This window comes from Burkholderia sp. LFS061 (assembly GCF_047978125.1).
GTDB classification, from domain to species: Bacteria; Pseudomonadota; Gammaproteobacteria; order Burkholderiales; family Burkholderiaceae; genus Burkholderia; species Burkholderia pyrrocinia_C.
In genome coordinates this window covers 110,175-133,016 of record NZ_JBFPFS010000002.1, presented here as the reverse complement: position 1 = coordinate 133,016, position 22,842 = coordinate 110,175, and the positions used below count along the sequence as shown (strand labels likewise).

The following is a 22,842-nucleotide window of genomic DNA, read 5'->3' as shown; positions in this document are numbered from 1 at the left end:
TCTCGGGCCCGCCGGTGCACGCTCGCAACGGGCCACGCCGGCGGGCGCTGCATCAGGCGTTCGAATAGCCCGACACGAACGGCTTCACGGTGCCGTCGTCCAGGTACACCGCGCGCTCGACCTTGCCGATGTTCGCGCCGTACACGTGGATGCTGATCGATACCTGGTCGTCGAATGCGTTGGTCACGCGATGGACGTCGCCGATGCGCGGCGACACGGCCTCGATCTCGCCCGGCTGCAGCCGCACGGCTTCGCCCGCCGGCACGGGTTTGCCCGCTTCGTCGAACCGGTACGGCTGCGAGAACTCGCCGCCGCGCAGCATCCCGATCAGCCCCCACACCGTGTGGTTGTGGATCGGCGTCGTCTGGCCGGGCCCCCACACGAAGCTGACGATCGAGAACCGCTCGTCCGGGTCGAGATACAGCAGGTACTGCCGATAACGCGCGGGATCGGGCTGCGCGAATGCGTCGGGCAGCCAGTCGTCGTGTTCGACGAGCGCGGCGAGCAGCGTGCCGCCCTCGTCGAGGATGCGCGCCTCGTTCGCGCCGGACGCGAGCAGCGCGCCCAGACCGTCGACGAACGGACGCAGCGGCGTCTGATGCAACGAAAGCGTACTCATCGGCTGCCTCCTCGAATATGATGCCGAATATGATGGATCGTCATGATGCACCCGAAAGACCATGCAGAACAAACATGAAAATTAGCGATATCGACGCTTTTGCAGCGGTCGTCCGCTGCCAGACCCTGAGCCAGGCCGCTACCGAGCTCGGGATGACGCAGCCCGCGATCACGCGGCGCGTGCAGAATCTCGAGGAAGCGCTCGGCGTGATCCTGCTCGATCGCAACACGAAGCCGCCGCGCCCGACCGACATCGGCCGGCAGGTATTCGAGCAGTGTCGCGCGATCCTGCGCGAAGTCGATGCGCTGCGCGAACTGACGGCCGGCCAGCAGCCGCCCGCCGGCGAATTCCGGATCGGGCTCACGCAGGGGCTCGGCGAACTGATGCTGCCCGCGCTCATCGCCGAACTCACCGCGCAGTGGCCCGCGCTCGCGACGCAGGTCACGACCGCGTGGGGCGGCATGCTCGTCGAGCGCGTCGCACGCCGCGAACTCGATGCCGCGCTCGTATTCCTCGCGCGCGAGATGGTGCTGCCGCCGTACGTCGAAGGCGAACGGCTGCTGGCCACGCGGCTCGTCGCGGTCGGCCGCAAGGGCGACTGGCCGCGCCGCAGCTACCGGCTCGCCGATTGCCACGCGCGCGGCTGGGTGCTCAATCCCGACGGTTGCGGCTTTCGCGCGGGCCTGCGGCGCGCGCTCGACGCGCAGGGCCTGCCGATGCCGGTCACGCTCGACGCCTACGGCCGCGACCTGCAACTGCAGAGCGTCGCGAACGGCTTCGGCATCGGGCTGATGCCGCAGCCGCTCGTCGAAGGCAGCCCGCTGCGCGACGCGCTCGAGATCGTGCCGCTCGCCGATTTCAAGCCGCAGATCGATCTGTGGCTGCTGCGCCGGCACGATGCCGCGCGCTTCGACGCGCCGCTCGCGGCCGTCGCCGCGCATGCGCGCGCGGCGTTCGCGTTGCCCGAGCAGGCGCACGGCAAGGCTGCATGACCGTACGGGGCGGCGTCTGCTTCGCGCCGCCCTGTTCGTTTCCCCCGCAGCGCTGCACCGCTCACGCATCGTTTCGGCTGCGTTCGACCTCGTTGCGCGACGCCCCGCGCGCGTCCGCTTTCGTGTCACCCCGACTCGCCGCCTCGAGCACCTCACGCCCCGCCGTCACCGCGATCGCGTCGTCCTGCGGCGTATGCACGCGACTGCACAGCACGTCGCGATAGTGGCGTTCGAGCGGATTGCCGCGGCTCAGCCCGTGATTGCCCGACAGCTTCAGCGCCTGCTCGACCGCGCGGATCGCGTGCTCGGTCACGGTCCGCTTGACGAGGCCGCTCGTCGTGACCGACGGCGCGTTGCCGGCGTCGGCGCGTGAGATGTGATCGTCGAGCAGCACGCGGTTCGTGTACAGCCAGCCCTCGATTTCGCCGACCGCTTCCTGCACCCGCGGCAGCGTCGCGAGCGGCGCACCGAGCCCGCTCGGTGCACGCGTCGTCGCGAATCCGAGCAGCCAGTCGCGCGACGCGCGCGCCACCGCGTCGTACAGACTGCCGAGCAGCGCGACCATCCACGCGTGCTGGTCGGCGTGCGCGTCGGCATCCGCATGAGTCCCGGCCGATACGGCCCACGCGTGCGGCGCGCGCACGTCGACCGCGTGGTCGGCCGGCAGCCGCATATCGTCGAATACCACCTCGTGACTGCCCGATGCGCGCAGGCCGAGGTGATTCCAGCTTTCGATCACGCGGATGCGGTCGCCGTCGGCATCACGGTCGCGCGGCACGAGAAACACGCCGACCCGCGGCTCCGGTTCGTCGGTGCGCGCCCACACGGCCAGCCAGCGCAGCGCGGGAATCCCGGTGCTGTACAGCTTGTGGCCGGACAACCGCCAGCCGTCGCCGTCGCGGCGCGCGACCGTCTCCGGCAGGCCGCCGCGCGACGGCGAACCGAGCGCCGGCTCGACGCGCAGCGCGTTGATCAGCGCGCCTTGCGCGACCGCACTGTCGAACACCGCGCGCCGCACCTGGGCAGGCCAGCGGCTGTCGGCACGGCCGAGCGCGCGATGCTGCAGATACGTCATCGTCAGCACCAGCGCGGTCGCCGGATCGGCGCGCGCGACGGCGGCCACGATCCGGCTCGCCCGCGCGAGCGTCGCGCCCGCGCCGCCGTGTTCGCGCGGCACGACCTGCGCGATCAGCCCCGCGCGATGCAGCCGTGCGAAGTTCTCGTGCGGAAAGCGGCCGTCGACGTCGTTGCGCGTGGCGTCGGCGGCGAGTTCGGGGGCGAGGCGGTCGAGCAGCGCGGCGACGCGCGCGTCTTCTGCATCGTCGGCGTCGTCGGCAGGCAGAAGGCGCAGCGAAGGCGGCTGCGGCGTCGGTGAGGAAGCGGCAAGGCTGGCGGACATCGAGACAGATTCCCTGGGTAATACGCAAAGGCGACGCAGAGGCGACACAAAGGCGGCCACCGCGACAAAAGCCGCAATAGCGGTGATCGATCGTCACGCGGCTCGGTTCCGCGTGAAGTCGGCGACGTTGAACGGTGTTGAACGCGCGCCCACCCGATCGTTCGTGAGCCCACAGCGTATGCGCAACCCACAGCCACCCAAACCATGCAAATCTGATATTCAAATCGGGATTGATTATTTCCATTCCGCATGATCGCGGCGTTAACCTGCGCTCCATTCCTGCCCGGCCGTGCGCCGGGCCATCCCTGCACCGGAGACCCAGATGAGCGTCGAATTCATCGGCATGATCCAGAGCCAGAAGCAGTCGGAAATCCACCCGCCGTCCGGCCCCGTGGTCGATCCCGACTATGTGCGCGACTTTGCGCGCGCCCATGAAACGGCCGGCTTCGACCGGATCCTCGTGCCGCATCACTCGACCGGCCCGTCGGCGACGCTGACGATCGCGTTCGCGGCAGCCGCGACCGAACGCATCCACTTCATGCTCGCGCATCGCCCGGGCTTCACCGCGCCGACGCTTGCCGCGCGGCAGATCGCGACGCTCGACCAGTTCAGCCGCGGCCGGCTCGCCGTGCACTTCATCTCCGGCGGCTCGGACAGCGAGCAGCAGCGCGACGGCGATTTCCTCGACCACGACGCGCGTTATGCGCGTACCGACGAATACCTCGGCATCCTGAGGCGAATCTGGACCGAGGCACAGCCGTTCGATCACGACGGCGCGCACTATCGGTTCAAGCAGGGTTTTTCGGAAGTGAAGCCGTTCCAGCAGCCGCACGTACCGATCTACTTCGGCGGCGCATCGGAAGCCGCGCTCGCGGTGGCCGGCAAGCACGCGGACGTCTACGCGCTGTGGGGCGAATCGCTCGACCAGGTGCGCGACCTGACAGCGCGCGTGCGCGCCGAAGCCGCTCGGCACGGCCGGCAGGTACGTTTCTCCGTATCGTTCCGCCCGATCCTCGCCGCGACCGAGGACGAAGCGTGGGCGCGCGCGCATCGCATCCTCGACGAAACGCGGCGGCTGCGCGAAGCGGCCGGCCTCGGCGCCGGCGGCCCGCAGCAGAGCGAAGGCGCGCGCCGCCTGCTCGCCGCGGCCGAACGCGGCTCGCGCGTCGACAAGCGGCTGTGGACCGAGATCGCGAAGCTCACCGGCGCGCGCTCGAACTCGACGGCGCTCGTCGGTACGCCCGAACAGGTCGCCGACGCGCTGCTCGACTACTACGACCTCGGCGTGACGACGTTCCTGATCCGCGGCTTCGATCCGCTCGAAGACGCGATCGACTACGGCCGCGAACTGATTCCGCGCGTGCGCAGCGCTGTCGCGGAACGCGACGCGGCACGGCGCGCCGCATGACGCCAACGGAGCCGCACGCCATGTCCGCCGTCCTCGCCACGCCCGTCCGTACCGCCTCGGGACTCGTGCTCGCCGAAGCGCCGCGCCAGCATTTCTGGTTCGACCCGCCCGCGCCGCGCAACGACGTCGCCGCCGAACGCCGCCACCGGCAGGAACGGCTCGCGGCCGCATTCCGCCTGTTCGCGCGCTACGGTTTCGCGTCCGGGCTCGCCGGCCACATCACCGCGCGCGATCCGGAGTTGCCCGACCATTTCTGGGTGAATCCGCTCGGCGTGCATTTCTCGCAGATCAAGGTGTCCGACCTGCTGCTCGTCAACGCGCAGGGCGAAACCGCGATCGGCACGCGGCCGCTGAACAAGGCCGCGTTCGCGATCCATGCGGCGATCCACGAAGCCCATCCGCACGTCGTCGCCGCCGCGCACACGCATTCGACCTACGGCAAGGCGTGGTCGACGCTCGGCCGCCCGCTCGATCCGCTGACGCAGGACGCGTGCGTGTTCTACGAGGATCACGCGCTGTTCGACGACTTCACGGGGATGGTCGTCGACACGAGCGAAGGCGCGCGGATCGCGCACGCGCTTTCAAAACCGGACGGCAGCACGCACAAGGGCGTGATCCTGAAGAACCACGGAATCCTGACGGCCGGCCCGACGGTCGAGGCCGCCGCGTGGTGGTACATCGCGCTCGACAACGCCGCGCACACGCAGTTGCTGGCCGAAGCGGCCGGCACGCCGCAGCCGATCGATCATGCGACGGCCCGCCATACGCATAGCCAGATCGGCGGCCCCGAAGGCGCACTGCATGCGTTCGACAGCCTGTTCGCGCGCGTCGTCGCCGACGAACCCGACCTGCTCGACTGAGCGCCTTTCCGCAAGACCGGAGACCAGACCATGACCCACCCCACCGCACCCGCGCCGGCCATCGCGCACGACGACAAACGCCGTCGGCTGCTGCGCGCGGCCGGCGCCGCCGCGCTCGCCGCGCCGGCGATCACGCTCGGCCGCAAGGCCTGGTCCGCGCCGCCGCTGAAGAGGCTCACGTTCGCGTGGAACCAGAACGCGTTCTGCCTGACGCCGATCGTCGTCGCGCAGGAGCGAGGTTTCTTCGAGAAGAACGGCCTGAAGGTCGACCTGATCAACTACAGCGGGTCGACCGACCAGTTGCTCGAATCGATCGCGACCGGCAAGGCCGACGCGGCGGTCGGGATGATCCATCGCTGGCTTAAACCGCTCGAAGCCGGCTTCGACGTGAAGATCATCGGCAGCTCGCACGGCGGCTGCGTGCGGCTGGTCGGCGCGAAGGCGGCCGGCGTCACGACGCTGCAGGCGCTGAAGGGCAAGACGGTCGGCGTCAGCGATCTCGCCGCGCCCGGCAAGCACTTTTTCTCGATCCTGCTCGCGAAGAACGGGATCGATCCCGAGCGCGACATCACGTGGCGGCAGTATCCGGCCGACCTGCTCGGCGTCGCGGTCGACAAGGCCGAGATCCACGCGATCGCCGACGGCGACCCGAATCTCTTCCTGCTCGAGAAGCGCAGCAACGGCGCGTATACGGAACTCGCGACCAACCTGTCCGGCGAATACGCGCGCAAGGTGTGCTGCGTGATCGGCGCGCGCGGCGATCTCGTGCGCAACGACCGGCCGGCCGCCGCCGCGCTCGCGCGTTCAATCGTGCAGGCGACCGAGTACACGCACGACAACCCGAACGAAGCCGCGAAGGTATTCGCGAAGTATTCGCCGAAGATCAGCCCCGACGACCTGCGCAAGCTGTACGCGACGCTCACCTACACGCATCACCCGACCAACGTCGACCTGCAGCGAGAAATCGCGTTCTATGCGGACGATTTCCGCCGCATCAGCGTGCTGAAGAAAAGCACGGACCCGCAGCGCTTCGCGCAACAGGTCTATGCGAACGTGCTGGGGTGACGCGATGTCGACGATCGAACACGCCTCCCCCGCGCGCGCCGCATCGGCACCGGCCGACGGCGCCGCTGCGTCCACTGCGTCCGCCCGCATCGCCTGCACGGCCTGCGAAGCCACGCTGGCCGCCGACGCCCGCCGCGCACGCACCTGGCCGACCGGCATCGTCGCCGCGTTCGCGTGGGCCGCGCTCGGCGCGCTCACGCAACTGTGGCCGAACCGCGTCGTCGGCTTCACCGACTGGGCATATACGGACACGTTCGGCGCGGCGGCATGGACGATCGCCGCGTTGCTGCTCGTCGTCGCGACGCTCGGCCATTTCGTTCCCGCGACGCGCACGCGGCTCGCGCGCGTGCGTCCGGCCGGACCATGGCTCGTCGCGCTGCCGCTCGTGCTCGCCGCATGGGAAATCGTCACCGCGAAAACCGGCTGGCTGCCGACACCGTTCTTCGCGCCGCCGCAGGCGCTGATCGAGGTGTATGTCGACGACTGGCCGCGACTGCTCGGCAGCGCCGGCAACACGCTGAAGCTGCTCGCGCTCGGATTCGCGTACGGCGTCGCGGTCGGCTTTGCCGTCGGCGTATCGATCGGCTGGTCGCGCCGGATCGGCTACTGGGTGCATCCGGTGCTGCGCATGCTCGGCCCCGTGCCGGCCACCGCGCTGCTGCCGTTCACGTTCTACTTCTTCCCGTCGAGCTATTCGGCCGCCGCGTTCCTGATCGCGCTGTCGACCGGCTTCCCGGTCGCCGTGCTGACGTGGTCGGGCGTCGCGAGCGTCAACAAGCAGTATTACGACGTCGCGCGCACGCTCGGCGCGAACGCGCGCTTCCTGGTGCTGCGCGTCGCGATTCCGGCCGCGCTGCCGCACGTGTTCGTCGGCATCTTCATGGGGCTGAGCGCATCGTTCACGGTGCTGGTCGTCGCCGAGATGATGGGCGTCAAGTCGGGGCTCGGCTGGTACCTGAGCTGGGCGCAGGGCTGGGCATCGTACGTGAACATGTATGCGGCGCTGATCGTGATGGCGCTGCTGTTTTCCGGGCTGATCGCGCTGCTGTTCGCGGTGCGCGACCGCGTGCTCGCGTGGCAGAAAGGAACCGTCAAATGGTAAGCGCCGCCGTACTCGAACCGTCCGTTGCCGCTTCGCCCGCCGCTTCGTCCACCATCACGGCGCCGCGCGGCGCGCGCATCGACATCCGCCGCGTGAGCCATGCGTTCGACGGCCCCGGCGGCCCGCTGCCGGTGCTCGACAACGTCACGCTGTCGGTCGCGGCCGGCGAATTCGTCGCGCTGCTCGGCCCGAGCGGCTGCGGGAAATCGACACTGCTGCGCCTCGTCGCGGGCCTCGACGCCGCGCGGCAAGGCACGATCGCGCAGGACGGCGTACCGATCGAGCGCCCCGATCCGTCACGCATCGTCGTGTTCCAGGACCCGACGCTGTACCCGTGGCGACGCGTGCGTGCGAACGTCGCGCTCGGCCTCGAAGCGCGCGGCGTGGCGCGTGTCGCGCAGCATCGCGTCGACGATGCGCTCGCACGCGTCGGGCTGCAGGAATTCTCGAACGTATTTCCGCATCAGTTGTCCGGCGGGATGGCGCAGCGCGTCGCGCTCGCCCGTGCGCTCGTCAACGATCCGCGCCTGCTGATTCTCGACGAGCCGCTCGGCAAGCTCGATTCGCTGACGCGGCTCACGATGCAGGCCGAGCTGACCGCGCTGTGGCAACGCGACGGGTTCTCCGCGCTGCTCGTCACGCACGATGTCGAGGAAGCGCTGTTTCTCGCGCAGCGCGTGATCGTGTTCGGGCCGCGTCCGGCACGGATCGTCGCCGAATTGCACGTCGACCTGCCCTACCCGCGCCATCGCGGCGACCCGCGCCTCGCCGAACTGCGCCACGATGCGCTGCGGCATCTCGGGCTGGATGCGAGCTGGTAGATGCAGGGTGCCGTTCGACGCTTGGCCTTTGCACGGCAAAGACGTGTGCGATGAACACGCCGCCGTTCTCCGACTGGGCGCTCGCATTCCTGCAACTGCTGTATCGCGCGCAAGTCGCGTTGGCGCGCGTGCTGCACGCACTCGGCCTGACCGGCGACGCCGACGGTCAGGCCGCATGGCCGTGGACACACCGGATCGCGCTCGAGACGCTGCGCATCGACGCGGGACTCACGCGACAACTCGCGTTCGCCTGTGCGGCGACGGCGCTGGCCGTCGTGCTCGCCAGCATCGCGCTCGCTTCGCGCAAACGGCGCTTCGCATCCGCGATCGCCGCGCTCGCCGTTGCATGGTTCGCACCGTGGCCGCCGTCGTCGCTGTGGCTCGCGCCCGCCGTGCCGACGAGTTTCCAGCGCGATCCCGCGCCGTTTTCGGTGACGAACGTGATGCGCGGCGCGCATCTGTATGCGCAACACTGCGCGGCCTGCCACGGCGCGGACGGCCGTGGCGAAGGCCCGCTCGCGGCCACGCTCGCGCACTGGCCGCCGACCTTTGCCGGCTCGCTGCTCGCCCGTCGCCTCGACGGCGAACTGTTCTGGCGCGTGCGCCACGGCACGCACGACGAACACGGCGCACCGACGATGCCCGGCTTCGCCGCGACGCTCGGCCCGCAGGACACGTGGGCCGTGCTCGACTACCTGAAAGCGCTCTCTGCAGGCAGCGGCGCGCAGGCCGAAGGCGCGTGGCCCGTGCCCGTCCCGCTGCCGGCGCTCGACGTGCGTTGCGGCAGCGCGGCGCCCCAACCGCTCGATCGCTGGCGCGACGGCCAGCGCGTGCGGATCGTCGCGCTCGCGCCGGGTGCCACGCCACCGCCGGAAGACGCGCGCTGGCAAACCTTGCTCGTCACGGCACACGGCGCGGCCGTGCCGCCGGCAACCGATACGCGTGCGAACTGCGTCGCGTCGACGCCCGATGCATGGCTCGCGTTCGCGACGATTGCCGGCGTCGCGCCCGACGCGCTCGGCGGCACGCAATTGCTCGCCGACCGGCGCGGCTGGCTGCGGGCACGCGCGCTGCCGGGCAGCGCCGGCTGGTCGGATGCCGACCTACTGTGTCGTTCCGATGCCGCTGCGCGGCCGGCCGCGGCCGCCGCGAACGGCGACCCGCTGACCGCGCTGCTGCTGCGCGTCGACGCGGAACCCGTACGCGACGTGCAGGCCGGGCTTCCGCACTGAGTTCCCGAACCTCTCTTTCGATCGACCGAACTTCACGATGAATCCGACCCGACGCCATTTCCTCGCACAGACGAGCGCCCTCGCCACGATCGCCGCGGCCCCAGCCGCGCTGCGCGCGCAATCGGGCGCACGGCCGCTGCTGCGCGCCGGTGACCAGAAAGGCGGGCTGCGCGCGCTGCTCGAAGCGGCCGGCGAACTGAACGGCCTCGCGTACGACATCGCATGGACCGAGTTCCCGGCCGCCGCGCCGCTCGCCGAAGCACTGAACGCGGCCGCCGTCGATTGCGGGCCGATCGGCGATGCGCCGGTGATCTTCGCGCTCGCGTCGGGCGCACGCATCAAGGTGATCGGCGCGAACCGCTCCGATCCATACGGCACGGCCGTGCTCGTGCGGCCCGACGTGGCGCTGAAAGGCGCGGCCGACCTGAAGGGCAAGCGCATCGGCACCACGCGCGGCTCGATCGGCCATTTCGTCACGTTGAAGGCGCTCGACGCGGCCGGCCTGCCGCCCGATGCCGTGTCGTTCCGCTTCCTGCCGCCGGCCGACACGATGCTTGCGCTCGCAACCGGATCGATCGACGCATGGGCGACGTGGGAACCTTACACGGCGCTCGCCGAAACGAGCGGCCGAGCGCGCGTGCTCGTCAACGGCCGCGGGCTGTGGTCGGGCCTCAGCTATCTTGCGGCGACCGACGAGGCGATCGCGTCGAAGCGCGACGTGCTGCACGATTTCCTGCGGCGCGTCGTGCGCGCGCAGGCCTGGTCGTACCGGCATGTCGACGCGTATTCCGCGGCGCTCGCACGCATCATCGGCATTCCGCCGGCAGCCGCGAAGCTGCAGTTCGAGCGGCGGAACACGCGCTGGCTGCCGATCGATGCGACGGTGATCGCCGAACAGCAGCGCACGGCCGACTTCTATCTGAAGGCCGGGCTGCTGCGCCAGCCGCTCGACGTGCGCACGACCTTCGACGCTGGTTTCCCGCTCGCATGACCGGCCGCCCGGCGGTACGCAACCGCCCGAACGGCTTCCGCACGATCTGGCACAATCGCGCTTTGATCCTCCACGTCATTCGAAGCCAGCGCCATGCCAGCCATCAGCGAACTTTTCGTCTACCCGATCAAATCCTGCGCCGGCATCGCGCTGCCGCGTGCGCAACTGCTCGAAACGGGCCTCGCATACGACCGCCACTGGCTGATCACCGATCCCGACGGGCAGATGATCACGCAGCGCACGCACCCGCGCCTCGCGCTGATCCGCACCGCGCTCGACAGCGATGCTCTCGTGCTGAACGCACCGGGCATGCGCGAGATCCGCACGCCACTCGACGGCGACGTGACGCCCGCCACGCCGAAAATGGCCGCGACCGTCTGGCGCGACACGGTCGATGCGATCGACACGGGCGCCGAACCGGCCGCATGGCTCACCGAATTCCTCGGCATGCCCACCAGGCTCGCGCGCTTCGGGCCTGACGCACGCCGCGGCTGCAACCGCAAATGGACCGGCGAGATCGACACGCACACGCAGTTCGCGGATGGTTATCCGCTGCTCGTGATCGGCCAGTCGTCGCTCGACGACCTGAACGCGCGGCTCGTCGCGAAAGGCGCGCCGCCGATCCCGATGAACCGCTTCCGCCCGAACATCGTCGTGTCGGATCTCGATGCATACGAAGAGGATTTCGTCGAACACCTCGACACCGACGGCGCGACGCCGGTGCGGCTGCGCCTCGTGAAGCTGTGTACGCGCTGCCCGATGCCGACGATCGACCAGGTCACCGGCGCGCCCGATCCCGCATGGCCGCACGAACCGACCGACACGATGCAGACCTATCGCGCGAACCCGAACTACGACGATGCGCTGACGTTCGGCATCAACGCGATCGTCGTCGAAGGCGCCGGCGCGTGGCTCGAAGTCGGCCAGACGGTCGAAGCGGAGATCGGGTTCGGCGATTGAGGCGCGCTCGCGGAATTCTGTAGCTTGCGAAGCCGCGAAGCCTACGATCCGGCTCGCAGGCCGACGCCGGCGGTTCGTGCCGGAACGTGCGTGACGGGTCGACAACGGTCGCCAAATCACGCTTGCGGAGCAGTGACTCGGTGCGCGGATCCTCGTCGTACAACACCCGCCGTCACGCGACGCGCGGCTCCGCATCGTTCGCCGCCGGCAGCCGGATCGTCACGACCAGCCCGCCGCCCGCCGCATCGGCGAGCGTCACGCTGCCCTGGTGCACGCGTGCGATCTCCCGCACGATCGACAACCCGAGCCCCGTCCCTTCGACCGTCTGCGTCTTGCTGCCGCGATGGAAGCGCTCGAACACCGCGTCGCGCTCGTCCGCCGGAATGCCCGGCCCGTTGTCGATCACGTCGAGCCGCGCCTGTTCGCCGTCGCGCGACACGCGCACCGTGATCACCGCATGGTCGCCCGCATAGCGGATCGCGTTGTCGATCAGGTTGCCGATCATTTCGCCGAGCAGGTCGGACTGCCCGTGCACGCTGACGTCGGCCTCGTGCTCGAAGCCGAGATCGATGTCGCGAGAGCGTGCGACGGGCGACCAGTCGAGCGTCACGCTGCGCGCGACGCGATGCAGCGCGACCGGCTTGTGCGCGACCGCATGGCCGCTGTCCGAATCGAGCCGCGACAGCGACAGCAGTTGCTGGACGATCTTCGCGGCCTGCCGCACCGCGCCGTTCGCGCGCCGCAGGTGACCGTTCGCGCGCGGCTGCTCGTCGGGCCGCAGCGCGAGCTCGACGCCGGCCTGCACGGCCGCGAGCGGCGTCTTCAACTGATGGGCCGCATCGGCAAAGAAGCGGCGCCGTGCGACCTGCATCCGCTGCGTGCGGCCGATGTACTGGTTGATCGAATCGACGAGCGGCGCAAGCTCGCTCGGCATCGCGCCGGTGTCGAGCGGCGTCGGGTCGTCCTCGCTGCGCGCGGCGACCGTCGCCGACAGCCGGTTCAGCGGCCGCAGCCCGCGCCCGACGCCGAGCCACACGATCCCGAGCGCGAGCACGACGAGCAGCCCTTCCTGCAGCAGCGAGCCCACCAGGATCTCGCGGGCGAGCGCCTGGCGCGCCTCGATCGTTTCGCCGACCATCACCCACACGATGCGCGACTGCGCGGTCGGCACGTCATGCACCGGTATGCGCAGCGCCGCCATCCGCAACTGCTCGCCGCGATAGACGACGTCGTAGTAGCGCGTGACGAACAGCGCGCCGTCGCCGGCGTCGCGCCCCTGCGGCAGCGGCAGGTCCGGATAGCCGGTGATCGTGCGGCCGTTGTCCTCGCGGATCAGGTAGTAGATCTTGCCGCCGTCGCTCGATTCGAGCATTTCGAGCGCGAGATACGGCAGGTCGACCTCGATCTCGCCGTCGTTGAGCCGCACGCCTTCGCGGATCGACTTCAGCGACGACGACAGCGTGCGGTCGAACGCGACGTGCGCGGCGCTCATCGCGCGCTGGTACGTGAGCCACGAGTCGAGCGCGAGCAGGCCGAGCAGCGGCAGCAGCAGCCACAACGCGACCTGCGTGCGCAGGTTCGGGCGGGTCACCATGGCTCCCGCCGGGCCGCCCCAAGGAAGCCGTGCGCCCCCCTTGGGGGGCAGCGAACGCCAGTGAGCGCGGGGGTCGTAACTCATACTGCCTTCGCTTCGAGCAGATACCCGAGCCCGCGCAGCGTGACGATCGCGACGCCCGTGTTCTCGAGCTTCTTCCGCAGCCGGTACACGTAGATCTCGATCGCGTCGGCGTTGACCGACTCGTCGAGCCCGAAAATCTTCTCCGACAGCGTTTCCTTGTTGATCGCGCGGCCGTTGCGCAGGATCAGCACCTCGAGCACCGAGCGCTCGCGCGGCGTGAGCGACAGCGGTTCGCCCGCGAGGTGGAAGCTGCGGTCGATACTGTCGTACGAAAGCGGCCCGCATTCGACGCGCGAGTGCTCGTGGCCGAGGCTGCGCCGGATCAGCGCGCGGGCGCGCGCTTCCAGTTCGGTCAGCTCGAACGGCTTCGCGAGATAGTCGTCGGCGCCGAGATCGAGCCCCTTCACGCGGTCCTCGACCGATCCGTGCGCGGTGAGGATCAGCACCGGCACCGGATTGCGCCGCGCGCGCAGCCGCCGCAGCACCTCCAGCCCGTCGAGCTTCGGCAGCCCCAGATCGAGGATCACCAGCGCGTAATCCTGCGTGCGCAGCACGTGGTCCGCCGCCTCCCCGTCCGCCATGTGATCGACCGCGAAGCGCGCGGCGCTCAGCGCGTCGTTCAGCGACTGGGCCAGGTTCGGATTGTCTTCGACGAGCAGCACACGCATGGGGATTCCGGTAAGGTCAGCGACAGGCCGCTACATTACATGATCCTTTCCATGTCGACGCCTCGCGGAAACACCGGTTGCGCCGCCCCTGCGAACCCGCAGCGCCCGGGATGGACCACGCATCGTACGTCGCGCAGGCCCACGCGGCCGGCATCGCGTTGCAGACGATCCGCGGATTCTGTCGAAGCGCCGAGTGCGAAGCGGGTGTCGTCGTCGGATATTCGGCACTGACGGCCGCGCACGCGCGGCATGGCGGCCGGATCCTCGCAAAGCTGCTGGCGCAACCCGCATAGCCGCCTTTGCCATCGTTGCCGCGTCCGGCGGCACCCCGCTGCCTTTCCTTTTCAAACCGCCCCGCGCGCCGCGAAAACCGCGGCCTCCGTCGTTTCGACCTCGGGAAATCCATGACACAAAGGACGCGATTGTGAACCGGAATGAAAGCAGGCTGAAAGTGCCTCGCAATTAACATCCGCGTCACTCGAACAACATCTATGGGTAACTGGAGGAAGACATGCCGTTTGCACCGAAGCACCTCGCCGCCGCGCTGGCGATCGTCCTGGGCACTGCCGCCGGCAGCGCCGTCGCGCAGGTTCCGGCCGGGTATCCGGGTAACTACCAGGGCGTGATCGACGCCGCGAAGAAGGAAGGCAAGCTGATCGTCTACTCGACGACCGACACGGGCCTCGTGCGTCCGCTGATCAAGGACTTCGAAAGCCTGTACGGCGTCAAGGTCGAGTACAACGACATGAACAGCACCGAGCTGTACAACCGCTACATCAGCGAGAACGCGGCGAGCAGCACCAGCGCCGACGTGCTGTGGAGCTCGGCGATGGACCTGCAGGTCAAGCTCGTCAACGACGGCCTGATGGCGTCCTACGATTCGCCCGAAAGCCCGAACGTGCCGCAATGGGCGCAATACCAGAAGCAGGCGTACGGCACGACCTTCGAGCCGCTCGCGATCGTCTACAACAAGCGCCTGATTCCCGAAAACGAAGTGCCGAAAACGCGCGCCGACCTGATCAAGCTGCTCACGTCGCAACCCGACAAGTTCAAGGGCAAGGTCACGACCTACGACATCGAGAAATCGGGCGTCGGCTTCAACTACCTGACGCAGGACGCACACGTGAACGAGAAGGTCACGTGGGAACTCGTGAAGGCGATCGGCGCGACCGGCCCGAAGCTGCAGTCGAGCACGGGCGCGATGATGGAGCGGATCTCGTCGGGCGAGAACCTGATCGGCTACAACATCATCGGTTCGTATGCGTACGCGAAGGCGAAGAAGGACAAGTCGATCGGCTACGTGTTTCCGAAGGACTACACGCAGGTCGTAAGCCGCCTCGCGACGATCTCGAAGAAGGCGAAGAACCCGAACGCCGCGAAGCTGTGGGTCGACTACCTGCTGTCGAAGCGCGGCCAGACGTTGATCGCGAACCAGGCGAACCTGTACGCGATCCGCGCGGACGTTACGGGCGAAACGTCGGCCGCGAGCCTGACGAAGGAGCTCGGCGATTCGCTGAAGCCGATCCAGATCGGCACCGGCCTGCTCGTCTATCTCGACCAGTCGAAGCGCCTTGCCTTCCTGAAGCAATGGCAGCAGGCGATCAAGCGCTGATCCGCTGACTGCCGGCCGCCCGCCACGCATCGCGCGGGCGGCCGCTTCCCCTTACCGACTTCCTAGAGGCGGCCATCCGGATGGCCGCAGGGGCGAACTCATGCTTTCAACCAGCACACGCTCAACGGCGCCGGCCGTGGCGCCTACCACCGGCCAAGGCGGCGCGATTCCCCCGCTGCCGGTCAACAGCCTGCAGCCGCTCGCCGGCATGCTGCGCTGGATCGTCGTCGCGGTACTGACCATCGCGGTCGCGCTGCCGCTCGGCTTCATCCTGTTCCAGAGCCTGCTGTCCGCGCCGTTCTTCGACGCGAACAAGACGCTCGGCGTCGAAGGTTTCCGCTTCATCTTCAGCGATCCCGACTTCTGGTCGGCCGTGAAGAACTCGTTCATCATCGCCGGCGGGATGCTGTTCATCTCGATCCCGCTCGGCGGCATCCTCGCGTTCCTGATGGTGCGCACCGACCTGCCCGGCCGCCGCTGGCTCGAACCGCTGCTTCTCACGCCCGTGTTCGTGTCGCCGATGGTGCTCGCGTTCGGCTACGTGGTCGCGGCCGGCCCGGTCGGCTTCTACTCGGTGTGGTTCAAGGAACTGTTCGGGGTGCAAAACGTGCCCTGGAACGTCTATTCGATCTTAGCGATCACCGTGATCGTCGGCCTCACGCACGTGCCGCACGTGTATCTGTATTCGTCGGCCGCGCTGCGCAACCTCGGCTCGGACGTCGAGGAAGCCGCGCGCGTGACGGGCGCCCGCCCGTTCCGCGTCGCGCTCGACGTGAGCCTGCCGATGACGATGCCCGCGCTGCTGTTCGCCGGCGTGCTCGTGTTCTTCCTCGGCTTCGAGGTGTTCGGGCTGCCGCTCGTGCTCGGCGATCCGGAAGGCCACCTCGTGCTCGCGACCTACCTGTACAAGCTGACCAACAAGCTCGGCGTGCCGTCGTATCACCTGATGGCCGCGGTCGCGGTGTGCATCGTCGCGATCACGTTCCCGCTCGTGCTGCTGCAGCGCCGCCTGCTGAAAACCGCCAACCGCTTCGTCACGGTGAAGGGCAAGGCCGGCCGCGCGACGGTGCTGCCGCTCGGCGTGTGGCGCTGGGTCGCGCTCGCGATCGTCGCGCTGTGGCTGATGCTGACCGTGATCGTGCCGATCTCGGGCATCGTGCTGCGCGCGTTCGTGACCAACTGGGGCGAAGGCGTCGCGCTCGCCGAAGTGCTGACGCTGTCGAACTTCATCGAGCTGTTCGAGCAGGACAACCTGGTGCGCGCGATCGTCAACACGCTCGGCATCGGCGTGATCGGCGGTGCGCTCGCGGTCGGCTTCTACTCGCTCGTCGCGTTCGCCGGCCATCGCCGCCCCGACTGGGCGACCAAGCTGCTCGACTATCTGGTGCTGCTGCCGCGCGCGGTGCCCGGCCTGCTCGCCGGTCTCGCGTTCCTGTGGATCTTCCTGTTCGTCCCCGGCCTGCGCGAGCTGAAGAACTCGATGTGGAGCATCTGGATCGCATACACGGTCGTGTGGCTCGCATACGGGATGCGGCTCATCCAGAGCGCGCTGCTGCAGGTCGGCCCCGAGCTCGAGGAAGCCGGCCGCAGCGTCGGCGCGACGCGCAGCCGCGTGTCGCTCGACGTGACGCTGCCGCTCGTGCGCTTCGGCCTGCTCGCCGCGTGGCTGCTGATCTTCATGATCTTCGAGCGCGAATACTCGACGGCCGTCTACCTGCTGTCGCCCGGCACCGAAGTGATCGGCGCGCTGCTCGTGTCGCTGTGGGCGACCGGCGCCGTCGACCAGGTTGCCGCGCTTTCTGTCATCAACATCGCGATGGTCGGCGCCGGTCTCGGCGTGGCCCTGCGTTTCGGAGTGAAACTTCATGGATAAGCTCATCGTCGACGATCTGCATCTCAGCTACGGCGCCAATCCGATCCTCAAGGGCGTGTCGTTCGAACTGAAGGCCGGCGAAGTCGTGTGCCTGCTCGGCGCATCGGGCAGCGGCAAGACCACGCTGCTGCGCGCGGTGGCCGGCCTCGAACAGCCGTCCGACGGCCGCATCCAGCTCGACGACCGCGTGTTCTTCGACGGCGCGAAGCGCGTCGACCTGCCCGTCGAGCAGCGCTCGCTCGGCCTTGTGTTCCAGTCGTACGCGCTGTGGCCGCACCGCACCGTCGCCGAGAACGTCGGCTACGGGCTGAAGCTGCGCCGCGTCGCACCCGCCGAACAGAAGCGCCGCGTGCAGACCGCGCTCGACCAGCTCGGCCTCGGCCATCTCGCGGAACGCTTTCCGCATCAGTTGTCGGGCGGCCAGCAGCAGCGCGTCGCGATCGCGCGCGCGCTCGTCTACAACCCGCCGGTGATCCTGCTCGACGAGCCGCTGTCGAACCTCGACGCGAAGCTGCGCGAGGAAGCGCGTGCGTGGCTGCGTGAGCTGATCGTGTCGCTCGGGCTATCGGCACTGTGCGTGACGCACGACCAGACCGAGGCGATGGCGATGTCCGACCGCATCCTGCTGCTGCGCAACGGCCGCATCGAGCAGGAAGGCACGCCGGCCGAGCTGTACGGCGCGCCGCGCTCGCTGTACACGGCCGAGTTCATGGGCAGCAACAACCGGATCGACGCGCGCGTCGCCGCGATCGACGGCGAATGCGTGACGCTTGCCGGCGACGGCTGGGAAATCCGCGCGATGGCGCGCGACACGTTCGCGCCGGGCCAGGACGCGCAGGCCGTGATCCGCCTCGAACGCGTGCAGGTCGCCGACGGCCCGGGCGCGAACCGGCTGCAGGCCGACCTCGTCACGTCGATGTATCTCGGCGACCGCTGGGAATACCTGTTCCATTGCGGCGACATGCGCCTGCGCGCGTTCGGCCACGTGCCGCGCGCGGCCGGCAAGCACTGGCTCGAATTCCCGACCAACGACTGCTGGGCGTTCGCGAAAGCGGGCTGACCCGATCGCGGCGGCCCGCGCGCCGCCGCGCCTGTTTCACCCAACCCACAAGAACCAAGGAGACACCGTCAATGAAGTCACGCGCAGAACGTTCGTTTCGCACAGTAGTCCTCACGAGCTCGGCCGCCGCGGCCTGCATCGCCGCGCACGCCGCGCACGCGCAGTCGTCCGTCACGATGTACGGGATCATGGATGCCGGCATCGAATACACGAACCACGCGGCGCCGCAGGGCGGCAACTCGTTCAAGCTGAAGTCCGGCAACAAGAACACGTCGCGCTGGGGCTTGCGCGGCGTCGAGGATCTCGGCGGCGGGCTGAAGGCGATCTTCCGCCTCGAAAGCGGGATCGATCTCGCGAACGGCGCCTTCGACGACGGCCCCGACTCGATCTTCGCGCGCCGCGCGACGGTCGGCCTGAAAGGCAAATGGGGCGAGCTGTCGCTCGGCCGCAACTTCACCGTCACGTACGACTACATGCTGCCGTTCGACCCGATGGGTTACGCGCAGAACTACTCGTGGGCGACCTCGTCGATGGCGACGGGCGGCCGCAAGGACGGCCTGTTCACGCGCTCGTCGAACGCGGTGCGCTACGACGGCGAATTCAGCGGCTTCAAGTTCGGCGCGCTGTACGGCTTCGGCAACGTGCCGGGCAGCGTGAAAACCAGCTCGAAATACGATTTCGCGCTCGGCTACGAGACCGGCCCGTTCGCGGCCGTGGTCACGTTCGACCGGCAGAACGGCGCGGCCGACAGCGTCACGCCGGCCGATACGGTCAACTACATCCAGGGCATCCACGCGGGCCTGAGCTACGACTTCGGCAACCTGAAGACGATGGCCGGTTATCGCAATTACAAACGCACGTTCCGCACGACGGCGGCGAACCAGTTGAGCGACATGGTCTGGGTCGGCGGGTCGTACCAGTTCACGCCGACGTTCTCGCTGATCGCGGCCGTCTATCACCAGAACATCAAGGGCGGCACCGACGCCGATCCGACGCTCGTGTCGCTGCGCGCGAACTACGCGCTGTCGAAGCGCACGGTGCTGTACGCGGCCGGCGCGTTCGCGATTGCGAAGCACGACCAGAAGGTCGGCGTGTCGCGCGATTTCGCGGGATACGGCACGACGCAGGTCGGCGTGACGGCGGGGATTCAGCAGCGGTTCTGAGCCCGACGCGGCCACCCTGCTTTCCCCCCACGCGCGGCGGCATCACGACGGATGGCCGGTCGTCGCCGCGCGGCTCGTTCATCGCGCTGCGTCCGGCCCGCTGCGGTTCGGTCGCCGCTCACGCGCCGTGCATCATGAACACCGGACGCACGAGACTGTTTGCATCGCCCCAGTGTTCGCCTACATCCGACAGCGGCACGGCGCGCGTCTCGATCGTCAGCCGCGCCGGGCCGGCCGCGTCGAACACGCCGCGCACGGAGTCCAGCAAACGCGGCAGCGGCACGCTGCCGAGGCCGCTGCCCATCAGTTCGATTGCGGTTGCGCGCAGCACCGCGCCCGGCAGCAGCATGTCCGCGCCGCCCATCGAGCCGATCTGCACGAAACGCAGCCGGCGGCCATCGGGCGCCGCCTTCGCCGCGGCAACCAGCAGCGTCTGCGCGCTGGCACCCCACAGATAGTCGAGCACGACATCCACGCCCTCGCGGAAATGCGGTTCGAGCGCGCGCGCCAGATGCGTATCGTCCTGCTGCAGCGACACGACGGCGTCCGCGCCGGCGTTCAGCAAAGCGTCCAGCGCGGCCGCGTTGCGGCCTGTCGCGATCACCTTCGCGGCGCCGAGATGCTTCGCGATCCGCACCGCCAGCCGGCCCGACGTGCCCGTTGCGCCGTTGACGAGCACCGTCTCGCCTGCCACCAGCCGCGCGCGTTCGGTCAGCGCGGCCCACGACGACATCCCGGGAATCGCGATCGCCGCGGCCGTCACGTCGTCGAGCGCGGCCGGCAGCGGCACGCACTGCGTGTCGGGCACGAGCGTGCGTTCGGCCATTGCGCCGAACGGCGCCGGCGCACCGAAGAAATAGATGCGCTGCCCGTCGTCGAGACGGCCGACGCCATCGACGCCCACGACGAACGGGTATTGCCCGCCGGACGAATAATGCGTGCCCGAGGCGCGCCCCTGCGCCAGCCGGCTCAACGCGGATGCCGTCACGTCGACCAGCCGGTGGCCCGGCGTCGCGCGCGGCTCCTCGAATTCCATATAAACGGGGCGCTCGCCGGCGCCCTTCACGACTGCGGCTTTCATGGTGGCTCCTTGATTCGGGGGATCTCGATCGACGGTTGCGGCGGACGTCAGCGTGCGTCGAGCCACGCGCGCAGCGCCGGATCGCGCACCTCCATCACGTCGAACAGGCCGAGCGCGCGCAGCGCGGGCAACGCATCGATCGCGTCGGCTTCCGCGCGTGCCCGGTCGGCGGGCGTGGCGCCGGGATCGGTCAGCACGCGCGCGTTGACCAGGAACGCGCCGACGGTGCCCTTGCGGATCGTCGTTCCGCCGGCATCGATCCGGTCGGCATGGTCGGGAAGCATCTGTTCGGCTCGCATCGCGTCGTACTCCGGTTGTCATCGAAGAACGCAGTGTAGGCGTGCGAAGCCGGCCGATCTCCGGTATAACAGTCATTCGATACCGTTATCCGGCCATGCCCGATCCACTCCTGCCCACCCGATTCACCACGTCCGACGACGGCCCGTTCGTCGTCGCCGCCGTCCTGTCGCAGCGCGACCCGCGCGTGACCGCGCCTCACGCGCATGCGCGCGGCCAGCTCGTCGGCGCGCTGAGCGGGCTGGTGTCGATCGGCCTCGACGACCGCGACTGGGTCGTGCCGGCGGTCCATGCGATCTGGATTCCGCCGCATTGCCGGCATTCGCTGCGTTCGTTCGGACCGATTTCCGGCTGGTCGGCGTTCGTCGCCGAAGCGCGCTGCGCGGAGTTGCCGGATACGCCGCGCGCGATCCGTGCGTCGCCGCTGCTGCGCGAAGCGGTACAGCGCGCCGCGAGCTGGGACGGTTCGGAACTGAATGACGCGCAAACGCGTATCGCCGACGTGATCCTCGATGAAATCGCTGCTTCGGAAGTCGAGTCGCTAAGCCTCGCGCGGCCGCGCGACGCGCGGCTCGTGCGCATCACCGACGCGCTCGCCACGAACCTCGCGGACAACCGGCGGCTGGAGGAATGGGCCGATTGGGCAGGCATCAGCACACGAACGATGAGCCGCCGCTTCGTCGCCGAGACGGGGCTGACGTTCGCGCAGTGGCGTCAGCAGGCAAGGCTGCTGCGGGCGCTGGAGAGAATCGCCGACGGCGTGCCGGTGACGACGATCGCGCTCGATCTCGGGTACGACAACGTGAGCGCGTTCATCGACATGTTCCGGCGGGCACTGGGGACGACGCCGGGGCGGTATATGGACGTAGCAAGATCAGCAGTCGGAACAATGGGAAGTCAGTCGTAACCCATCCCCAGGGCTTGCGCCTGCGCACTCAATTCCGCCATCGCATCCACGATCGCTTGATCGCATTCTGCCCCGCAACGCGTCAGGGCAACGGCGCGGACACATCGACGAGCCGCCGCACCGCGATATGGGATCGCATTCGATTCAAGCGATGTCATCCGGTCCCTTTGCGAAACCTTGTGCCAATTCCCCGATTCGTCAGGGAGTGCGTCTGCGTTACTTGGCATATCTGCCACTGCCTCTCGCTCAATACGTCGTGTCACCGTTCTTTTCCGTCGGTCGAGATTCACCCCTGAACTGCGCCGCGAGCCGCTCCGCACTCCTCGCCAGCAGCGTCGTATCGACCCCAACCGCGACGAACAGCGCACCCGCTTCGAGATACCGTCGTACCGCCGCTTCATCCGCACTCAGAATACCGGGCGCCTTGCCCGCCGCCTTGATCGTCCGGATCGCGCAGTCGATCGCGGCCTGCACGTCCGGGTGCCCCGGATTGCCGAGATGCCCGAGATCGGCCGCAAGATCGGCCGGCCCGATGAACACGCCGTCGACACCTTCGACCCGCGCAATCGCGTCGATCGCATCGAGCCCCGCGCGCGTCTCGACCTGCACGAGCACGGCCATCTCGTCGTTCGCGCCGTGCAGGTAGTCGCCGACGCGATTCCACCGCGACGCACGCGCCAGCGCGCTGCCGACCCCGCGCATCCCGTGCGGCGGATAACGCGTCGCGGCAACGGCCGCGCGCGCTTCGTCGGCGCTCTGCACCATCGGCACCAGCAGCGTCTGCGCGCCGAGGTCGAGCACCTGCTTGACGATCACCGGATCGTTCCACGGCACGCGCACGACCGGATGCGACGGATACGGCGCGATCGCCTGCAGTTGCGCGAGGATCGTCGGCACCGTGTTCGGCGCATGCTCGCCGTCGATCAGCAGCCAGTCGAAACCGGCACCCGCGACAACTTCGGCGCTGTACGGGTTCGCGAGGCCGAGCCACAGCCCGACCTGCGCGTCGCCGCGCGCGAGCGCGGCCTTGAAGACATTCGAAGGAATCCGCATC

At 68.9% G+C, this 22,842-nt stretch carries 21 protein-coding genes and 1 pseudogene; 15 read left to right on the top strand and 7 right to left on the bottom strand.

Translation table 11 applies throughout. The features are described 5' to 3' along the window. Positions 1-52 precede the first annotated feature (52 nt). Positions 53-619, bottom strand: a complete 567-nt coding sequence (locus ACNQQL_RS02165; protein ID WP_347063040.1) for a cysteine dioxygenase — start codon at positions 617-619, stop codon at positions 53-55. A gap of 17 nt (positions 620-636) precedes the next feature. Between ACNQQL_RS02165 and ACNQQL_RS02160 the strand changes: the two genes are divergently transcribed. Next, positions 637-1,611, top strand: coding sequence for a LysR family transcriptional regulator (locus tag ACNQQL_RS02160; protein ID WP_347063039.1), 975 nt, complete (start codon positions 637-639; stop codon positions 1,609-1,611). A gap of 61 nt (positions 1,612-1,672) precedes the next feature. On the opposite strand, the gene ACNQQL_RS02155 is transcribed toward ACNQQL_RS02160, so the two are convergent. Continuing rightward, positions 1,673-3,010 (bottom strand): acyl-CoA dehydrogenase family protein, encoded by a 1,338-nt coding sequence (locus ACNQQL_RS02155; protein WP_347063038.1) that lies wholly within the window; start codon positions 3,008-3,010, stop codon positions 1,673-1,675. Positions 3,011-3,332: 322 nt separating this feature from the next. Between ACNQQL_RS02155 and ACNQQL_RS02150 the strand changes: the two genes are divergently transcribed. From ACNQQL_RS02150 to ACNQQL_RS02115, 8 genes are all read left to right on the top strand, one after another. Continuing rightward, positions 3,333-4,418: an LLM class flavin-dependent oxidoreductase gene (locus ACNQQL_RS02150; protein WP_204422825.1), complete on the top strand. Its 1,086-nt coding sequence runs from the start codon at positions 3,333-3,335 to the stop codon at positions 4,416-4,418. 20 nt (positions 4,419-4,438) lie between these two features. Next, entirely contained in the window at positions 4,439-5,278 is an 840-nt protein-coding gene (locus ACNQQL_RS02145; protein WP_347063037.1) for a class II aldolase/adducin family protein, read from the top strand. Positions 5,279-5,308: 30 nt separating this feature from the next. Then, positions 5,309-6,343, top strand: coding sequence for an ABC transporter substrate-binding protein (locus ACNQQL_RS02140; protein WP_347063036.1), 1,035 nt, complete (start codon positions 5,309-5,311; stop codon positions 6,341-6,343). 4 nt (positions 6,344-6,347) lie between these two features. Then, positions 6,348-7,445 (top strand): ABC transporter permease, encoded by a 1,098-nt coding sequence (locus tag ACNQQL_RS02135; RefSeq protein WP_347063035.1) that lies wholly within the window; start codon positions 6,348-6,350, stop codon positions 7,443-7,445. Further along, positions 7,439-8,266, top strand: a complete 828-nt coding sequence (locus ACNQQL_RS02130; RefSeq protein WP_347063034.1) for an ABC transporter ATP-binding protein — start codon at positions 7,439-7,441, stop codon at positions 8,264-8,266. The genes ACNQQL_RS02135 and ACNQQL_RS02130 overlap by 7 nt, the downstream gene beginning before the upstream one ends. 50 nt (positions 8,267-8,316) lie before the next feature. Beyond that, positions 8,317-9,498, top strand: coding sequence for a cytochrome c (locus ACNQQL_RS02125; RefSeq protein ID WP_347063033.1), 1,182 nt, complete (start codon positions 8,317-8,319; stop codon positions 9,496-9,498). Positions 9,499-9,535: 37 nt separating this feature from the next. Further along, the gene (locus tag ACNQQL_RS02120; RefSeq protein WP_347063032.1) at positions 9,536-10,489 is read left to right on the top strand and encodes an ABC transporter substrate-binding protein; all 954 of its coding nucleotides are present in this window, start codon (positions 9,536-9,538) and stop codon (positions 10,487-10,489) included. A 93-nt stretch (positions 10,490-10,582) separates the two neighbouring features. Continuing rightward, positions 10,583-11,449, top strand: a complete 867-nt coding sequence (locus ACNQQL_RS02115; RefSeq protein WP_347063031.1) for an MOSC domain-containing protein — start codon at positions 10,583-10,585, stop codon at positions 11,447-11,449. A gap of 172 nt (positions 11,450-11,621) precedes the next feature. Here ACNQQL_RS02115 and ACNQQL_RS02110 read toward each other — a convergent pair whose 3' ends face one another. Both ACNQQL_RS02110 and ACNQQL_RS02105 read right to left on the bottom strand, forming a co-directional pair. Next, positions 11,622-13,040 carry a sensor histidine kinase gene (locus ACNQQL_RS02110; protein WP_347063157.1) on the bottom strand — a complete coding sequence of 473 codons (1,419 nt, stop codon included), beginning with the start codon at positions 13,038-13,040 and terminating at the stop codon, positions 11,622-11,624. Positions 13,041-13,123: 83 nt separating this feature from the next. Next, on the bottom strand, positions 13,124-13,795 hold the full coding sequence (locus ACNQQL_RS02105) for a response regulator (protein WP_047903423.1): 672 nt from the start codon (positions 13,793-13,795) through the stop codon (positions 13,124-13,126). A gap of 104 nt (positions 13,796-13,899) precedes the next feature. Between ACNQQL_RS02105 and ACNQQL_RS02100 the strand changes: the two are divergent. From ACNQQL_RS02100 to ACNQQL_RS02080, 5 genes and pseudogenes are all read left to right on the top strand, one after another. After that, a pseudogene (locus tag ACNQQL_RS02100) lies at positions 13,900-14,088 on the top strand (PLP-dependent aminotransferase family protein); the annotation flags it as partial. Positions 14,089-14,306: 218 nt separating this feature from the next. Continuing rightward, entirely contained in the window at positions 14,307-15,407 is a 1,101-nt protein-coding gene (locus ACNQQL_RS02095) for an ABC transporter substrate-binding protein (RefSeq protein WP_347063030.1), read from the top strand. 100 nt (positions 15,408-15,507) lie between these two features. Continuing rightward, on the top strand, positions 15,508-17,280 hold the full coding sequence (locus ACNQQL_RS02090) for an iron ABC transporter permease (protein ID WP_347063029.1): 1,773 nt from the start codon (positions 15,508-15,510) through the stop codon (positions 17,278-17,280). After that, positions 17,273-18,340 carry an ABC transporter ATP-binding protein gene (locus ACNQQL_RS02085; RefSeq protein WP_105389920.1) on the top strand — a complete coding sequence of 356 codons (1,068 nt, stop codon included), beginning with the start codon at positions 17,273-17,275 and terminating at the stop codon, positions 18,338-18,340. Before ACNQQL_RS02090 ends, ACNQQL_RS02085 begins: the two co-directional genes overlap by 8 nt. Positions 18,341-18,411: 71 nt before the next feature. Beyond that, a complete protein-coding gene (locus tag ACNQQL_RS02080; protein ID WP_347063028.1) occupies positions 18,412-19,503 on the top strand; it encodes a porin in 1,092 nt (363 codons plus the stop codon). A 118-nt stretch (positions 19,504-19,621) separates the two neighbouring features. Here ACNQQL_RS02080 and ACNQQL_RS02075 read toward each other — a convergent pair whose 3' ends face one another. Then, entirely contained in the window at positions 19,622-20,584 is a 963-nt protein-coding gene (locus tag ACNQQL_RS02075; protein WP_347063027.1) for a zinc-binding alcohol dehydrogenase family protein, read from the bottom strand. A gap of 47 nt (positions 20,585-20,631) precedes the next feature. After that, entirely contained in the window at positions 20,632-20,883 is a 252-nt protein-coding gene (locus tag ACNQQL_RS02070) for a hypothetical protein (RefSeq protein WP_034179673.1), read from the bottom strand. Between the two features lie 95 nt (positions 20,884-20,978). Between ACNQQL_RS02070 and ACNQQL_RS02065 the strand changes: the two genes are divergently transcribed. Next, on the top strand, positions 20,979-21,788 hold the full coding sequence (locus ACNQQL_RS02065) for a helix-turn-helix transcriptional regulator (protein ID WP_347063026.1): 810 nt from the start codon (positions 20,979-20,981) through the stop codon (positions 21,786-21,788). Positions 21,789-22,034: 246 nt separating this feature from the next. Here the strand turns inward: ACNQQL_RS02065 and hpaI are convergent, their stop codons facing one another. Beyond that, the gene (gene hpaI / locus ACNQQL_RS02060) at positions 22,035-22,841 is read right to left on the bottom strand and encodes a 4-hydroxy-2-oxoheptanedioate aldolase (RefSeq protein ID WP_347063025.1); all 807 of its coding nucleotides are present in this window, start codon (positions 22,839-22,841) and stop codon (positions 22,035-22,037) included. Position 22,842: the final 1 nt, after the last annotated feature.

Excerpts from the sequence above, each read along its gene's own strand:
- ACNQQL_RS02135 (WP_347063035.1), top strand. The coding sequence starts at position 6,348 with ATGTCGACGATCGAACACGCCTCCCCCGCGCGCGCCGCATCGGCACCG.
- ACNQQL_RS02165 (WP_347063040.1), bottom strand. The coding sequence starts at position 619 with ATGAGTACGCTTTCGTTGCATCAGACGCCGCTGCGTCCGTTCGTCGAC.
- hpaI (WP_347063025.1), bottom strand. The coding sequence starts at position 22,841 with ATGCGGATTCCTTCGAATGTCTTCAAGGCCGCGCTCGCGCGCGGCGAC.
- ACNQQL_RS02140 (WP_347063036.1), top strand. The coding sequence starts at position 5,309 with ATGACCCACCCCACCGCACCCGCGCCGGCCATCGCGCACGACGACAAA.
- ACNQQL_RS02095 (WP_347063030.1), top strand. The coding sequence starts at position 14,307 with ATGCCGTTTGCACCGAAGCACCTCGCCGCCGCGCTGGCGATCGTCCTG.
- ACNQQL_RS02065 (WP_347063026.1), top strand. The coding sequence starts at position 20,979 with ATGCCCGATCCACTCCTGCCCACCCGATTCACCACGTCCGACGACGGC.
- ACNQQL_RS02070 (WP_034179673.1), bottom strand. The coding sequence starts at position 20,883 with ATGCGAGCCGAACAGATGCTTCCCGACCATGCCGACCGGATCGATGCC.
- ACNQQL_RS02145 (WP_347063037.1), top strand. The coding sequence starts at position 4,439 with ATGTCCGCCGTCCTCGCCACGCCCGTCCGTACCGCCTCGGGACTCGTG.
- ACNQQL_RS02125 (WP_347063033.1), top strand. The coding sequence starts at position 8,317 with ATGAACACGCCGCCGTTCTCCGACTGGGCGCTCGCATTCCTGCAACTG.
- ACNQQL_RS02155 (WP_347063038.1), bottom strand. The coding sequence starts at position 3,010 with ATGTCCGCCAGCCTTGCCGCTTCCTCACCGACGCCGCAGCCGCCTTCG.
- ACNQQL_RS02115 (WP_347063031.1), top strand. The coding sequence starts at position 10,583 with ATGCCAGCCATCAGCGAACTTTTCGTCTACCCGATCAAATCCTGCGCC.
- ACNQQL_RS02120 (WP_347063032.1), top strand. The coding sequence starts at position 9,536 with ATGAATCCGACCCGACGCCATTTCCTCGCACAGACGAGCGCCCTCGCC.
- ACNQQL_RS02150 (WP_204422825.1), top strand. The coding sequence starts at position 3,333 with ATGAGCGTCGAATTCATCGGCATGATCCAGAGCCAGAAGCAGTCGGAA.
- ACNQQL_RS02160 (WP_347063039.1), top strand. The coding sequence starts at position 637 with ATGATGCCGAATATGATGGATCGTCATGATGCACCCGAAAGACCATGC.
- ACNQQL_RS02080 (WP_347063028.1), top strand. The coding sequence starts at position 18,412 with ATGAAGTCACGCGCAGAACGTTCGTTTCGCACAGTAGTCCTCACGAGC.
- ACNQQL_RS02130 (WP_347063034.1), top strand. The coding sequence starts at position 7,439 with ATGGTAAGCGCCGCCGTACTCGAACCGTCCGTTGCCGCTTCGCCCGCC.
- ACNQQL_RS02075 (WP_347063027.1), bottom strand. The coding sequence starts at position 20,584 with ATGAAAGCCGCAGTCGTGAAGGGCGCCGGCGAGCGCCCCGTTTATATG.
- ACNQQL_RS02105 (WP_047903423.1), bottom strand. The coding sequence starts at position 13,795 with ATGCGTGTGCTGCTCGTCGAAGACAATCCGAACCTGGCCCAGTCGCTG.
- ACNQQL_RS02090 (WP_347063029.1), top strand. The coding sequence starts at position 15,508 with ATGCTTTCAACCAGCACACGCTCAACGGCGCCGGCCGTGGCGCCTACC.
- ACNQQL_RS02085 (WP_105389920.1), top strand. The coding sequence starts at position 17,273 with ATGGATAAGCTCATCGTCGACGATCTGCATCTCAGCTACGGCGCCAAT.